This window comes from Aliiroseovarius sp. ABM4_368 (assembly GCF_056161205.1).
On the sequence record NZ_JBSWYR010000001.1, the window covers coordinates 468,150 to 481,516 of the forward strand.

The following is a 13,367-nucleotide window of genomic DNA, read 5'->3' on the forward strand; positions in this document are numbered from 1 at the left end:
AAACGCATTTTGCCCATTGTCTTTCCCCGACCTCAACACTTATGTTCAGAGGACGGAGGTGCGTTTTGTGAAAGACTACCCCGGACCAGAGTTTCGCTGTCATGGCGACGGATGCCGGCCCGACAATGCCGCAGACCACATCATGACAGGCTAAAAGCGCTTCGGGACGCGTCCGCATGACGGACTGGCCGCTGAAGCCGGAAATTGATGACTCGGCAGCAGGTTAACAATACTTGCCCCGGTGTCTGAAAATACGCCCGATTTTGCATTGCAAAGTGGGTAAGTGAATGGGTTTCGCGCGAACCGCCGGGGTAACCGGACAGGATAGGCGAGGCCGGAGAAGAAACGCGATGATGCGTGCGAAGATCGAGCAAGGACAGGCAGGGGGGCGTATGCCCCTTCAATTGTTGTCCCATCCCCCGCATCTGCTCGCCCTGACAAGTCACCCCTTTCCTGTCGCCGGTCCACCGGGTCGGCGCGGCGATCCGGGTGCAGAAAGACAACATGGCAAAGAAGATGCTTATCGACGCCACCCACGCCGAGGAAACTCGGGTTGTGGTGGTCGACGGAAACAAAGTCGAAGAATTTGACTTTGAATCCGAGAACAAACGCCAGCTTGCTGGCAACATTTATCTGGCAAAAGTAACACGGGTTGAACCGTCGCTTCAGGCGGCGTTTGTCGACTATGGCGGAAACCGCCACGGGTTCCTGGCGTTTTCGGAAATCCACCCGGATTACTATCAGATCCCGGTTGCAGACCGCGAAGCGCTTTTGGAAGAAGAGCGTGCCTATGCTGAAGCGCTGGCCGCTGAAGAAGACAAGCCCAAAACCCGTCGCCGTCGCCGTTCGCGCTCGCGTTCCAAAGCGGAAGAGACCAAGTCCGATGATGCGGTCGCAACCAAAGAGATCGAACAGCCCGCAAGCGGGATGGATGTGATTGATCTGGACGATGGCGGATCGGATGCCGATGAAGGCCATTCGCCGATGGATCTGGTCGCCGAGACCCCGGTTGAGGAACCGACAGACGAGGCCACTGCCGACGCGCCTGAGGCTGCGGAAGCCCCAGCAGAGGACGCCGCAAAGGACGCTGCAGAGGCCAAGGACGACGCCGAGAAGGCCAAGGAAGCTTCGGCCAAGGATGCATCGGACGATGCGGAAGGCACCAGCAGCGACGATGATGACAGCGACGACGAAGACGAACCGCTGGAGGCATCCGAAAAGGATGACCAGATCGAGCGCGTCGCCGATGACGACTCGACCGAAGAAATCCGCCCGCGCCGCAAGCCGCGTCCGAAGCGCTACAAGATTCAGGAAGTGATCAAGGTCCGCCAGATCCTTCTGGTCCAGGTCGTCAAAGAAGAACGCGGCAATAAAGGTGCTGCCTTGACGACTTATCTGTCGCTGGCAGGTCGCTATTGCGTTCTGATGCCGAACACCGCGCGCGGTGGCGGGATCAGCCGCAAGATCACAAACGCCTCGGACCGCAAGAAGCTGAAGGAAATCGCCGCCGAGATCGATGTGCCGAAGGGCGCCGGTCTGATCGTTCGGACCGCGGGCGCCAAACGCACCAAGACCGAGATCAAGCGCGATTATGAATACCTGCAGCGCCTGTGGGAACAGATCCGCGAGCTGACGCTGGAAAGCATCGCACCCGCCAAGATCTATGAAGAAGGCAACCTGATCAAACGCACGATCCGCGATCTGTATAGCCGCGAGATCGACGAAGTGTTTGTGGAAGGCGAGGCCGGCTATCGCGTGGCCAAGGACTTCATGAAAATGATCATGCCGTCCCACGCCAAGAACGTGAAGCACTACCAGGATCCCATGCCGCTTTTTGCGCGCTATCAGGTGGAAAGCTATCTGTCGGGCATGTTTAACCCGACCGTTCAGCTGAAATCCGGTGGCTATATCGTGATCGGCGTGACCGAGGCCTTGGTTGCCATCGACGTGAACTCGGGCCGGGCCACCAAGGAAGGCTCGATCGAGGAAACGGCTCTGAAGACCAACCTTGAGGCTGCCGAGGAAGTCGCCCGCCAGTTGCGTCTGCGCGACTTGGCTGGTCTGATTGTGATCGACTTCATCGATATGGATGAGCGTCGCAACAACAACGCCGTTGAAAAGCGGATGAAGGACAAGCTGAAGACCGACCGGGCGCGCATTCAGGTGGGCCGCATCTCGGGCTTTGGTCTGATGGAGATGAGCCGCCAGCGTCTGCGCCCCGGCATGATCGAGGCGACGACCCAGCCGTGTAACCACTGCCACGGCACCGGCCTGATACGCTCGGACGACAACCTTGCTTTGAACATCCTGCGTCAGCTGGAAGAAGAGGGCGTGCGTCGCCGTTCGCGCGAGGTTCTGGTGAAGGCGCCTGTCGGCATCGTGAACTTCTTGATGAACAACAAGCGCGAGCATATCGCGCAGATCGAAGCGCGTTACGGCATGTCGGTTCGGATCGAAGCCGATCCGTTCCTGATCTCGCCGGATTACACGATCGAGAAGTTCAAAACCGCCACGCGCGTGGTGCCTGATGCAGCGCCTGTTGTGTCGGTGGATGCTTCTATCATGGCCGATATTGATGACGTCGAAGAGGCCGAGGTGATTTCGGAAGAAACACCCGAAGCCGAAGGCGAGGACAAGCCCAAGAAGCGCCGTCGTCGTCGCCGTCGTCGTCGCGGTCGCGGTGGGGATGATCAGCAGGAAAGCGGTCAGTCCGAGAACGGCGAGGCCGAACAGGCCGCATCTGAAGGCGATGGCGAAGCCGAGGCTGCTAAGGGCGCTGAAGATGCACCCAAAGAAGTCGCGGACGATGCCACCGAAGAAAAGCCCAAGCGCAAGCGCGCCACCCGGTCGCGTAAGAAGAAGACCGATGAGGTTGCGGCTGATGTCGATGGCTCGGATGCGGTAGCGGTTGAATCTGCTGACGCAGAAGCACCTGCCGAGGACGAAAAGCCCAAGAAGCCCACGCGCAAGCGTCGGACAACCAAAGCAAAGGCCGAGGAAGAGGCGAAAGCCGCTGAGGCTGAAACCTCTGACGAGGCCAAGGCGGAAGCCGCCGAGGACCCTAAAACAGAGGCGACCGAAGAAAAGCCGAAGCGCAAGCGCGCAAGCCGCGCCAAGAAGCCGAAGGCCGAGGAAGCTCCGGCCGAAGCTGAAGCCAAGGCGGAAGACGCGCCTGCCGAGGAAGAAAAGCCTAAGAAACCGGCCCGCAAACGCACGACGCGTAAAAAGGCAGAACCGGTCGCGGAAGCACCCGCAGCAGAACCCGCACCGGCTCCGGTCGAAGCTACGGTCGCAGAAGCACCTGCTGTGGCACCGGAATCTGCGCCAGAGCCTGCTCCGGTGGCCGAGGTTGCCTCGGACGAGCCGCCGAAGCCAAAGCGCAAGGGGTGGTGGTCGCTGAACCGCTGATCGCATGCACAGAAAGAAAAAGCCGGGCAGATCGCCCGGTTTTTTTCGTTCAGCTTCACGTTTATCCGTGTTTGATGAAGTAATAGGTTACGCCATCCGGGCCTGATGTCTCATCCTGCCTGATAAGCTCGTGCCCTTGTTCAGCGCAAAAATGTGGCACGTCGATCACGGCAGCGGGGTCGGTGGCTTGCAATCGCAGGATCTGTCCCTTTTCAAGAGATTTCAATCGCTTGCGGGCTTTTAGAACGGGCAGGGGGCAGAGCAGCCCGATTGCATCCAGATCGTCATCATAGGTCATAATTTTCCATAAACGCTGTGGATTTCCCTGTCCATCCGTTACGAGGTTGCGCTTTGTCGCGCAGATGTGACAAAGCGGCAGGTGACGCCGCCCAAAACCCACGTTATGTGAGGCATATGTTTGGAATTGAACTGATCGATGCAAGCCTTGTGCCTGCCCTGACCATCGCGTTTTTCGCGGGCATCCTGAGCTTTCTCAGCCCCTGCGTGCTGCCCATCGTGCCGCCCTATCTGGCCTATATGTCCGGCGTCAGCATGACGGAAATAAACGAAGGCAGTTCGTCGGGCCGGGGGAAGGTTCTGCTGGCAGCGCTCTTCTTCGTGCTGGGGCTGTCGACGGTGTTTCTGTTCCTCGGCTTTGCGGCCTCTACCTTCGGGGCAATGTTCCTGGCCAACCAGACGCTTTTCGCGGGCATCGCGGGCGTGGTTGTCATGATCTTCGGCGCGCATTTCCTCGGTGTGATCTCGATCCCCTTTTTGAACCGCGAGGCACGTCTGGACGCGGGCGACCAAGGTGGCAGCGCCTTCGGGGCTTACCTGCTGGGATTGGCCTTTGCGTTCGGTTGGACGCCTTGCATTGGCCCGCAGCTGGGCGCAATTCTAGCGCTTGCCGCCAGCGAGGGATCGGTTGCGCGTGGCACGGTGCTGTTGGGGGTCTACGCGATTGGCCTTGGCATTCCCTTCCTGTTGTTTGCCGCTTTCTTTGCGCGTCTTGGCGGCCTGATGAGTTTCATGAAACGCAATATGGAACGGATCGAACGGATCATGGGGCTGCTTCTGTGGACGATCGGTCTGTTGATGCTGACGGGCGGCTTCTCGCGCTTCTCTTACTGGCTGCTCGAGATGTTCCCGGCTATGGCCACGCTGGGCTAATCTAGCGCGTGATTTCTGCATCCCGGGGGTTATGTCCTTAACCATTCCGGTTTAACCTGCCAAAAAGTACAGGCCGGGCAGATGAGCAACCACGCCGACACATCAAAAATCGTGCGCCGTCGCCGGGTGTTTTACATCCCCGGTTACGACCCGATTCACCCGCGAAGGTACCGCGAGCTTTACCGCAAAGAAGGGGCCGCGCAGGCCGAGATCTCGAGCTATGAGTTGGACCTGATCGGGCGGCAAGGTGCTGCGACTTATGGCTGGCAAGTACTGGGCCGGATCGATGGTCACGAGGTCGAAGCCGAGTTCGACGTGCTGGTCTGGTCCGACATCGTGCGCGACAGCATGAATCTGAACATCGCGCAGACCTATTTGATGATGGCACGCACTGCGTGGACCTATATCAGCAGCGGGACGCTCAGGCGGCTGATGTGGCTGCGCAAAGGGCCGGTGATTGCGGCGCTGTATCCGGTGGTCGCGTTGATCCTGCAACTTGTCTTGGCGATGGTTGTCGGTGGGATTCTTGGCGGATTGACCGAATGGGCCGTGGGCGGGTTGTCACCGCTTCTTGGACGGGTGCTGGGCTGGGCGGTGACGCTGGCAATTATCACCGCGCTACTGATCTGGTTTCGCAAAATCGACAACAAGCTTTTCATTTACTACCTGATGCATGACTACAGCTATTCCGCGTCCACCAAGGGTGCCAACCCGCCCGAGCTTGAGGCGCGGATGGCGGAATTTGCCGACCAGATCGCCGAGGCGCTGGCCACCGATGTCGACGAGGTGTTGGTGGTCGGGCACAGCTCGGGCGCGCATCTGGGCGTATCGATCCTTTCTGACCTTCTGGCGCAGGGAAGGGTGCCAGAAGGCGGGCCGCAGCTGAATTTTCTGACCCTTGGGCAGGTGGTGCCCATGGTCAGCTTCCTGCCCAAAGCAGGGCGTCTACGGCGTGACCTGCACCTGCTATGCCAGCAGGATCAAATCGCCTGGGTTGACGTCACCGCGCCCGGTGATGGCTGTGCCTTTGCTTTGTGTGACCCGGTGTCCGTGTCGGGCGTTGCGCCGGATCGGGGCAAGCGCTGGCCCTTGGTGTTTTCTGCCGCCTTCACGCAGACCCTGACGCCCGAGCGTTGGGCAGAACTGCGCTGGCGCTTTTTTCGGCTGCATTTCCAGTATCTCTGCGCCTTTGATCGCCCTCGGGATTATGACTATTTCCAGATCACGGCGGGGCCGAAATCCCTGCGGGATCGCTATCGGGATCGTGCCCCGTCGAAAAGCCGTATTGACGTTCCGGCGTCGAAATACACATCAATGGTGCCATGACGGATCCGTTACCCCCAAAACCGCCTTCACGCCCCGGTCGGGTGTCTCTGTGGCGCTATGCGAAGCTCTTTCGCAAAGACATCCTGTCGGCGCAGCCTGCGCGACTGTACCACGCGTGGATGGCCGAGTTTCGGACCCCGTTTTTCCGCAGTTATATGTGCAATGACCCCGAGCTGGTGGATCTGGTACTGAAGGAGCGCCCGGACGATTTTCCGAAATCTGACCGCATCCGCGAGGGGTTGGCACCGCTTTTGGGTAACTCGGTCTTTGTGACGAATGGCGAGGTCTGGAAACGCCAACGCCGTATCATCGACCCAGCCTTTGAAGGTGGTCGCCTGCGCAAGGTTTTCCCGGCCATGTGGGATGCTGCCAACGCCGCCGTCGCGCGGTTCGAACCCCACGCCACTGGCCAGCCGGTCGAGGTCGAAAGCCACACCAGCCATGCCGCCGCCGATGTAATTTTCCGCACGCTGTTTTCCATTCCCATCGAACACAAGGTCGCGGGCCGTGTGTTCGACGAGTTCAAAAACCACCAACGCACCCAGCCTGTGTTGAACCTTGGGGCGTTCCTGCCCTTGCCAAAATGGTTCCCCCGCTTTCACAAGCGCGATACCAAACGAACGGCCAAGGTCATTCGTGGATTGATCCAACAGCTGACGCAGGACCGGATGAAAGCCATTCAGGCGGGCACCGCGCCCGATGATCTGGCGACCAAGATCATGACGACGCCTGACCCCGAAACCGGCGTCTGTTTCGACACGGACGAGATGGTCGATCAGGTCGCCATCTTCTTTCTGGCCGGCCATGAAACCAGCGCCTCGGCCCTAGCATGGGCGCTTTATCTGCTGGCGCTCTATCCCGATTGGCAAGACCGCGTGGCGGACGAGGCGTGGGGCCAGATCGACCCCGAGAAGATCTTCTTCTCGGTCATGTCCAAGCTGCAACTGTCGCGCGACGTGTTTCGCGAGACGATGCGCCTCTACCCTCCGGTTCCCATGATGGTCCGCGAGGCGACATGCCCCGAGCGTTTCCGCAAGCGCGATGTTCCTAAAGGCAGCCAGATTGTCCTTAGCCCTTGGCATCTGCACCGGCATGAACGGCTATGGGATCGGCCTGACAGTTTCGATCCGGATCGGTTCCAGACCCCCAATGGCAAGGAATGCCTCCGCAACGCCTATATGCCGTTCTCAGCGGGGCAAAGGGTCTGTCCGGGAGCGGGATTTGCGATGATTGAAGGGCCGCTGATCCTGTCCATGCTGGTGCGGTCCTATCGGTTTGAGCTGGTAAAAAACCGCCCCGCCATGCCCGTCGCCCACCTGACGGTTCGCGGAGAGGATGGAATTTGGTTGTCGATTACGCCACGTAAAGCGCCGGGAAATGCGCAAGCATAACAATAAGATATTTGGCCGGTCGCAGATCTGACAACTGATGCGGGTGTTTTCCCCGTTTACCCAAACGTCAACTGCGCCAATATCACCCCCATCAAGGCCATCACATTGGGGAATGTAACGATGCCGACAGCTGCCAAAATGACATCGCACAAGCGGGGTATGTATCGAATGGTTTTTCCCGCTTGGCGTATCTTGACCGTCCGTGACGAGACGGAAGACAAAGATAATACCTTGTCACGCGAAGAGATCGAAGGGATCTTCGAAGACGTTCTGCGTTGCGATCCTGACCAAAAGGGGCTGACCCCAGAGGAACTGCGTGAACGGACCCGTACCGATCGGATCCGTGCCGCGCTTATAAGCTGAAACGCCGCGGGTTAACCGCCTGCAAGATCCTGCGTGTACCTCAATACATAGACCCGGATGGCCGACGCCAATCCACGATCCACCCCACGGTCGTTGTCGATCTCGGCGGCCAAGGCGTTCAATGGCAGTCCGCGGGCTTTCGCGATTTCCTGAAAGGCTTTCCAGAATTCAGGTTCCAACGACACCGAGGTCCGGTGGCCGTGCAGGGTAAGCGAGTGCTTTTCTGGTCGGCTCATGTGTCGCGATCCTGCTTATGAGCGTCAAACAGCCGCGCAATCCGCGCGGTTTCCGCCTTGTCCGCGTCTTTTTGGGCCTTGGTCCGGCCGAATTTCACAGCATTCTCGGTAGCGCGCTGCTTTTTAGCAGTCCGCGACCGCTCTTTTCGTTTCTTTGAGAGAGAAACGACCTTGTCCGTCACTTGGGATCTCCACCCAAGCTTAGTTGCCACGAAATCCCATATCGGTCGTTCAACCATCCAAAGAGGGGCGAGAAGTCATAGGTTTCCAAGGGCATTAGGATCTGGCCATCGGCGGACAGAACTTTCCACGCGTGACGAAGATCGTCAGCGCTGTCATGTTCAACAAACAGCGAAACGGATGGGGTTGGGCCAAAGTCGTGGCCGATGGGGCTGTCGATCACATGCAGGGTTGATGCCCCGAGGGTGACCGTCGCGCGAAGGATCTTGCCATCCTCATAGTCCGTGCGCGATGTGATTTGCAGCTTGGGAAACGCTTGTGTCCAGAGGGCCAGCGCATCGGCTGCCTGGCCCTCGAACATGATTTGTGGATTGACGCGCATCAGGCTTTCGGACCGATCATCTGCTCGGGGCGGACGACCTCGTCAAAGGTTTTTTCGTCCACGAAACCAAGGGCGATGGCCTCTTCCTTCAGGGTGGTGCCGTTCTTATGCGCGGTCTTGGCTACGGTGGTCGCGTTGTCGTACCCGATGGTTGGGGCCAGCGCCGTCACCAGCATCAGGCTTTCTTTCATCAGCTTGTCGATGCGCGGCTCGTTGGCTTTGATGCCGTTCAGCATACGCTCGGTGAAGCTATCGGTCGCGTCGCCCAGAAGCTGGATCGATTGCAGCAGGTTATAGCTCATCATCGGGTTATAGACGTTGAGTTCGAAGTGGCCTTGCGAGCCTGCGAAGGTCATCGCGGCGTTGTTGCCCATGACGTGGGCGGCGACCTGTGTCAGAGCCTCGGCCTGTGTCGGGTTCACTTTACCGGGCATGATGGACGAGCCGGGCTCGTTTTCCGGCAGGATCAGTTCGCCAAGACCCGAGCGCGGGCCAGAGCCCAAGAAGCGGATGTCGTTGGCGATTTTATAGCAGCTGCCAGCAACCGTCGCCAAAGCGCCCGACATGAAGACCATGGCATCGTGGGCCGACAGGGCTTCGAACTTGTTGGGTGCGGTGACGAAGGGCAGGTCGGTGATGCGCGCCATATTGGCAGCGACTTCTTCGCCCCAGCCCATCTTGGTGTTCAAACCGGTGCCAACGGCGGTGCCGCCTTGGGCCAGCTCATAGATGCCGGGCAAGGCGGCTTTTACGCGCGCGATGCCTTGGCGGATCATGTGGGCATAGCCCGAGAACTCCTGACCCAATGTCAAAGGGGTCGCGTCCTGTGTGTGGGTACGGCCAATCTTGATGATGTCTTTGAATTCTTCTTCCTTGGCCTCAAGACCTTTCAGAAGTTTCTCTAGACCGGGCAGCAGCACGTCACGAACCGACATGGCGGTGGCGATGTGCATGGCGGTCGGGAAAGTGTCGTTCGACGACTGGCCCATGTTGCAGTGATCGTTCGGGTGTACCGGGTCTTTGGACCCAATTACGCCGCCCATGATTTCAATCGCGCGGTTGGCGATCACCTCGTTGGCGTTCATGTTCGACTGGGTGCCCGACCCGGTCTGCCAGACAACCAGCGGGAAGTTGTCGTCAAACTTGCCGGCCACCACTTCGCTGGCGGCCTGAATGACCGCATCAGCGATATCTGCATTCATCGCGCCCGAGGCTTTGTTGGCTTCGGCACAGGCCTGCTTGATCACACCCAATGCGCGCACGATGGCGACGGGCTGCTTTTCCCAACCGATGGGGAAGTTCATGATCGAACGCTGCGTTTGAGCGCCCCAATATTTGTCTGCGGGGACCTCGAGCGGGCCAAAGCTGTCGGATTCGGTGCGGGTCTGGGTCATGTCTTTGCGCCTTTGTCAAAAATACCGCGTTCTTCATAGCGGACCGGGCGCAAAGTTCAATCCTGTATACCGTGGGATACCGCTAACGTTGGCGGTATCCCCGTTGTTCACCAGATCTAGTGCGTCTGTCGGCGGAATTCATACACCCGTGCAGGGGGCAGGTTGTTCCAGACAATGCCGCGATGACGCGCAAAGATGCCCAGTTCGATCTGCATATCTTCCGAAATCGGGCAGTTGGGTGCATAGGTGATCTGGGTAAAGAAGCCGCGCGGCGACATCACGTCGAAGGCACGGCCCACGACTTCGCGCTGAATCTGGGGCCGGGCAAGAACAGGCACGCCGGACACAACAGCATCAATGCCGCGCAGACCCAGATCCCGAATGTCCTGAGCGGGTCTGTTCATAACAGTGACGCCGGGAAATTCCCGCTTCAGCGCTTTGCAAAACTCGAGATTGGTTTCCAGCAATGTAAGGCGTTCAGGTGCGACCCCGCGTTTCAAAATGGCGCGGGTGAAGCTGCCAGTGCCGGGTCCGATTTCCACCACAGGTCCGGTGGTGTTTTCCAACCCTTCGGTCATTTTACGCGCGACAGCGGCAGACGACGGTGCAAGCGCAACAACCTGCGTCGGGCGACGCAGCATTTGCCCAAGAAAAAGAGAGATATTTTCAGCCATAACAGTTCCCACAGAAGGTGTTTTGCGCAGTCTGTACGGCGAATGTAACGGCCGCATGGCGGCAGCCTGTGGAATTGGTTTTACTTGCGGAAACTGTCCAAGTTTACGATCTCGGCGTCGTGATGCTCTTCTTCTACATCTTCGGCAAAACCAGCTTCTGCATCGTCGTGTTCGGGGTCAGACACGGGCTGTTCTTCTTCGGCTAGATCTTCGTCTCCGGCCAAATGCAGGTCGGGATGGTGTTCTTCCTGAAGCTCAAACCGCAGGCCGAATTCGACGGACGGGTCCACAAAGGTCCGAATCGCGTCATAGGGCACATAAAGCGTTTCCGGGATGTCACCAAAGTTCAGCGTGACCGAGAAGCCATCCGGCCGCACGTCCAAGTTTTCGAACCAATGTTGCAATACAATGGTCATGTCGTCGGGAAAACGATCATGCATCCAGTCTGCAATTTCGACATCTTCGTGGTGAGTGTCGAAATTGATGAAGAAATGGTGCTCACCCGGCAGTCCATCACGTGCCACGTCGCTCAGAACTTTGCGGATCAAACTGCGCATGGCGTCATGCATCAGGTTTCCATAGTCGATCTGGTCGGGCGTATCTGACATGGGGCGGGACCTCTTGTGCTTTGGGTCAGAATAGGGGCAGGGCGCGGGGAAGGGAAGATGGGAAGTGATCAGGCGAACAGAAGATTTCCGCCCAACCCGGCCAGTGCCATACAGATCAGCGTAACCGGAAGGGACAGTCGGGTCAAAAGCAGAGCTGAAACTGCGCAAAGTCCGACGGCCATCAGGTCAACGGACGAAAGGACAGGGCGTGCACCGGGCAGTCCGTCCCAGATGGGGCGGGTTTGGTCGAAGAAGACCGTCAAGGCGAACCACAGCATCAGATTGGTGATGACGCCGACGATCGCGGCAGTGATGGCACGCAGGGCGGCATCTAGCCGGGGTTGGCTGGTCAGCCATTCCACATGAGGGGCCGCGGTGAAGATCCACAGAAAGCACGGCACGAAGGTGGTCCAAAGCGTCATCAAGCCAGCCGCAAAAGCAAGCCCAACGCCCGCCAGATTATACCCCGCCATGAAGCCAACGAACTGGGTGACAAGGATAAGGGGGCCGGGGGTGGTCTCGGCCAATCCAAGCCCGTCGACCATCTGGCCCGCGCTGATCCAGCCTTCGGCCTCGACCGCGGCTTGTGCCATATAGGCCAGTACGGCATAGGCTCCGCCAAAGCTGACCACCGCGAGCTTTGAGAAGAAAAGCCCGACATCCACCAAGAAATCCGCGCCCAGAAGGGCAGCAAGCGCGATGGGGGTCCCCCAAAGCACGCCCCATGTGGCGATGGTGGACAGGGTGTTTCTGGCTTGTGGCAATTGTGATGTTGCGGTTGTGGTTTGGCTGACTGGGCGCAGTGCGCCGAACAGAGCTGCCGCGACAATGACCAGCGGGAAGGGCAAGCCGAACAGATAAAGCGCGACGAAAGCCATCAGCGCCATTGCCCAGTGTAGCGGTCGTTTCAATGTCTTGCGGCCCAAGCGCCACAAGGCTTGCAGGACTACAACAACCACGGTGGCTTTGATCCCCAGAAACAGCGCCTCGACCGCTGGGACATTGCCCCAGTTGGCATAGGCCAGAACCAGTGCGAACATGAGCGCTGCTCCGGGCAGGACGAACAACAGCCCCGCGATCAGCCCCCCGAGCGAGCCGCGAAGTCGCCATCCCGCATAGGTACACAACTGCATCGCCTCGGGACCGGGCAGAAGCATACAGAAGGACAAGGCGCGCAGGAACTGATCCTCGGTCAGCCAAGGGCGATCCTCGACCAATTCCTTGTGCATGACCGCGATTTGCGCGGCTGGACCGCCAAAGGACATCAGGCCGATGCGGGTGAAAATGCGGGTCAGATCCGCCAAGCTGGGAGGTGTCATTTTGCCCCCCGGTTGTCGGGCCAGTCATGGGTTTCGTCCGCCCCGTCGCGTGCCCAGCGATAGAGCGCGTCATAGAAGGGCATCGCCGCGTCCAACTGTTGATTGTCGCTTTTGTATTGTCGCGACAGACCGACCGATAGGGCCAGAAGCCCTGCGGCCTCGGGCACCTCGGCAAGCCGATTGGTGTCGGCTGCACGCACAACATTCGCCAGACGCGACAGGGCCGGGGTCGCCAACGCGAACTCCTCGATCATCGTGTCAAAGCTACAGTTGGGCCCGCGATGGGACCAAAACGTATCCTCGATATCAAAAGGGGTGGCGTCATAGCGCGCGGCCACATCCTTAACTTGCGCAGGCGGCACGAACAGGAACCGTGCATTTGGATCCACAAAACGACGGATCAGCCATGGGCAAGCGATGCGGTCGATTTTAGGCCGATGGCGAGTTACCCAAAGTGTCGCGCCGTTCTGTTTGGCGGGGATCGATGCGGCGGGGACACGCGGAAGTTTGGCATCGCGCCAAGCATAATTGCCGCCGGCCAGAACCTCGGCCCGCAGCCCGGCATCGCGCATCATCGCGGCCGCTCCGTGGCTCTGCTTGCCGCCTTTCTGACAGATGGTGACAACAGGGCGGTCATCCAATGAGGGCAGCAAGTTACGAATACCAATGTGTGGATGGCGCACCGCGCCGGGGACCAGAAACGGGTCGGCGTCAAAGTCCTCGTCGATCGAGACATCAATTAGTACCGGCGCGTAGGGCGTGCCGATCAAGCGCATCAACTGTGCAGGTGAGATTTCGGAAAATGCAGGCATGGCTGGGCATCCTTCAAACAAAATTGGAGATGGATGCGAACCTTGAGCCTTGGCCTCACGGGGTGGTCACGCGAACCCCATAGGCAGTTTGTGCCAGACCCAAG

Annotated in this window: 14 protein-coding genes; 5 read left to right on the forward strand and 9 right to left on the reverse strand. The window is 59.0% G+C overall.

The features are described 5' to 3' along the window. Positions 1-504: 504 nt before the first annotated feature. Entirely contained in the window at positions 505-3,408 is a 2,904-nt protein-coding gene (locus tag ACXAH3_RS02380; protein WP_474860467.1) for an Rne/Rng family ribonuclease, read from the forward strand. A 61-nt stretch (positions 3,409-3,469) separates the two neighbouring features. Here ACXAH3_RS02380 and ACXAH3_RS02385 read toward each other — a convergent pair whose 3' ends face one another. Next, the gene (locus ACXAH3_RS02385) at positions 3,470-3,706 is read right to left on the reverse strand and encodes a sulfurtransferase TusA family protein (protein WP_474860468.1); all 237 of its coding nucleotides are present in this window, start codon (positions 3,704-3,706) and stop codon (positions 3,470-3,472) included. A 116-nt stretch (positions 3,707-3,822) separates the two neighbouring features. On the opposite strand from ACXAH3_RS02385, the gene ACXAH3_RS02390 reads away from it, so the two are divergent. From ACXAH3_RS02390 to ACXAH3_RS02405, 4 genes are all read left to right on the forward strand, one after another. Continuing rightward, a complete protein-coding gene (locus ACXAH3_RS02390; RefSeq protein ID WP_474860469.1) occupies positions 3,823-4,578 on the forward strand; it encodes a cytochrome c biogenesis CcdA family protein in 756 nt (251 codons plus the stop codon). Between the two features lie 81 nt (positions 4,579-4,659). Beyond that, entirely contained in the window at positions 4,660-5,904 is a 1,245-nt protein-coding gene (locus ACXAH3_RS02395) for a hypothetical protein (RefSeq protein ID WP_474860470.1), read from the forward strand. After that, positions 5,901-7,295 (forward strand): cytochrome P450, encoded by a 1,395-nt coding sequence (locus ACXAH3_RS02400; protein ID WP_474860471.1) that lies wholly within the window; start codon positions 5,901-5,903, stop codon positions 7,293-7,295. The genes ACXAH3_RS02395 and ACXAH3_RS02400 overlap by 4 nt, the downstream gene beginning before the upstream one ends. Before the next feature lie 168 nt (positions 7,296-7,463). Further along, positions 7,464-7,658 (forward strand): hypothetical protein, encoded by a 195-nt coding sequence (locus tag ACXAH3_RS02405; protein WP_474860472.1) that lies wholly within the window; start codon positions 7,464-7,466, stop codon positions 7,656-7,658. An 11-nt stretch (positions 7,659-7,669) separates the two neighbouring features. Here ACXAH3_RS02405 and ACXAH3_RS02410 read toward each other — a convergent pair whose 3' ends face one another. The 8 genes from ACXAH3_RS02410 to ACXAH3_RS02445 form a co-directional block, all read right to left on the reverse strand. Next, positions 7,670-7,894 carry a ribbon-helix-helix domain-containing protein gene (locus ACXAH3_RS02410; RefSeq protein ID WP_474860473.1) on the reverse strand — a complete coding sequence of 75 codons (225 nt, stop codon included), beginning with the start codon at positions 7,892-7,894 and terminating at the stop codon, positions 7,670-7,672. Further along, positions 7,891-8,133 (reverse strand): DUF4169 family protein, encoded by a 243-nt coding sequence (locus tag ACXAH3_RS02415; RefSeq protein ID WP_474860474.1) that lies wholly within the window; start codon positions 8,131-8,133, stop codon positions 7,891-7,893. Before ACXAH3_RS02415 ends, ACXAH3_RS02410 begins: the two co-directional genes overlap by 4 nt. Then, positions 8,073-8,456, reverse strand: coding sequence for a VOC family protein (locus ACXAH3_RS02420; protein WP_474860475.1), 384 nt, complete (start codon positions 8,454-8,456; stop codon positions 8,073-8,075). The genes ACXAH3_RS02415 and ACXAH3_RS02420 overlap by 61 nt, the downstream gene beginning before the upstream one ends. Then, positions 8,456-9,850 (reverse strand): class II fumarate hydratase, encoded by a 1,395-nt coding sequence (gene fumC / locus ACXAH3_RS02425; RefSeq protein WP_474860476.1) that lies wholly within the window; start codon positions 9,848-9,850, stop codon positions 8,456-8,458. Before fumC ends, ACXAH3_RS02420 begins: the two co-directional genes overlap by 1 nt. Before the next feature lie 116 nt (positions 9,851-9,966). Further along, positions 9,967-10,524: a class I SAM-dependent methyltransferase gene (locus tag ACXAH3_RS02430; protein ID WP_474860477.1), complete on the reverse strand. Its 558-nt coding sequence runs from the start codon at positions 10,522-10,524 to the stop codon at positions 9,967-9,969. Positions 10,525-10,604: 80 nt separating this feature from the next. Beyond that, positions 10,605-11,132, reverse strand: coding sequence for an SspB family protein (locus ACXAH3_RS02435; RefSeq protein ID WP_474860478.1), 528 nt, complete (start codon positions 11,130-11,132; stop codon positions 10,605-10,607). A 68-nt stretch (positions 11,133-11,200) separates the two neighbouring features. Next, positions 11,201-12,451, reverse strand: coding sequence for a chromate efflux transporter (chrA, locus tag ACXAH3_RS02440; RefSeq protein ID WP_474860479.1), 1,251 nt, complete (start codon positions 12,449-12,451; stop codon positions 11,201-11,203). Then, a complete protein-coding gene (locus ACXAH3_RS02445) occupies positions 12,448-13,263 on the reverse strand; it encodes a chromate resistance protein ChrB domain-containing protein (protein ID WP_474860480.1) in 816 nt (271 codons plus the stop codon). Before ACXAH3_RS02445 ends, chrA begins: the two co-directional genes overlap by 4 nt. Positions 13,264-13,367: the final 104 nt, after the last annotated feature.

Bases quoted from the DNA above. Each gene is read 5' to 3' on its own strand.
- ACXAH3_RS02405 (WP_474860472.1), top strand. From the start codon at position 7,464: ATGGTTTTTCCCGCTTGGCGTATCTTGACCGTCCGTGACGAGACGGAA.
- ACXAH3_RS02410 (WP_474860473.1), bottom strand. From the start codon at position 7,894: ATGAGCCGACCAGAAAAGCACTCGCTTACCCTGCACGGCCACCGGACC.
- ACXAH3_RS02380 (WP_474860467.1), top strand. From the start codon at position 505: ATGGCAAAGAAGATGCTTATCGACGCCACCCACGCCGAGGAAACTCGG.
- ACXAH3_RS02415 (WP_474860474.1), bottom strand. From the start codon at position 8,133: ATGGTTGAACGACCGATATGGGATTTCGTGGCAACTAAGCTTGGGTGG.
- fumC (WP_474860476.1), bottom strand. From the start codon at position 9,850: ATGACCCAGACCCGCACCGAATCCGACAGCTTTGGCCCGCTCGAGGTC.
- ACXAH3_RS02430 (WP_474860477.1), bottom strand. From the start codon at position 10,524: ATGGCTGAAAATATCTCTCTTTTTCTTGGGCAAATGCTGCGTCGCCCG.
- ACXAH3_RS02385 (WP_474860468.1), bottom strand. From the start codon at position 3,706: ATGACCTATGATGACGATCTGGATGCAATCGGGCTGCTCTGCCCCCTG.
- ACXAH3_RS02390 (WP_474860469.1), top strand. From the start codon at position 3,823: ATGTTTGGAATTGAACTGATCGATGCAAGCCTTGTGCCTGCCCTGACC.
- ACXAH3_RS02400 (WP_474860471.1), top strand. From the start codon at position 5,901: ATGACGGATCCGTTACCCCCAAAACCGCCTTCACGCCCCGGTCGGGTG.
- ACXAH3_RS02445 (WP_474860480.1), bottom strand. From the start codon at position 13,263: ATGCCTGCATTTTCCGAAATCTCACCTGCACAGTTGATGCGCTTGATC.
- ACXAH3_RS02420 (WP_474860475.1), bottom strand. From the start codon at position 8,456: ATGCGCGTCAATCCACAAATCATGTTCGAGGGCCAGGCAGCCGATGCG.
- chrA (WP_474860479.1), bottom strand. From the start codon at position 12,451: ATGACACCTCCCAGCTTGGCGGATCTGACCCGCATTTTCACCCGCATC.
- ACXAH3_RS02435 (WP_474860478.1), bottom strand. From the start codon at position 11,132: ATGTCAGATACGCCCGACCAGATCGACTATGGAAACCTGATGCATGAC.
- ACXAH3_RS02395 (WP_474860470.1), top strand. From the start codon at position 4,660: ATGAGCAACCACGCCGACACATCAAAAATCGTGCGCCGTCGCCGGGTG.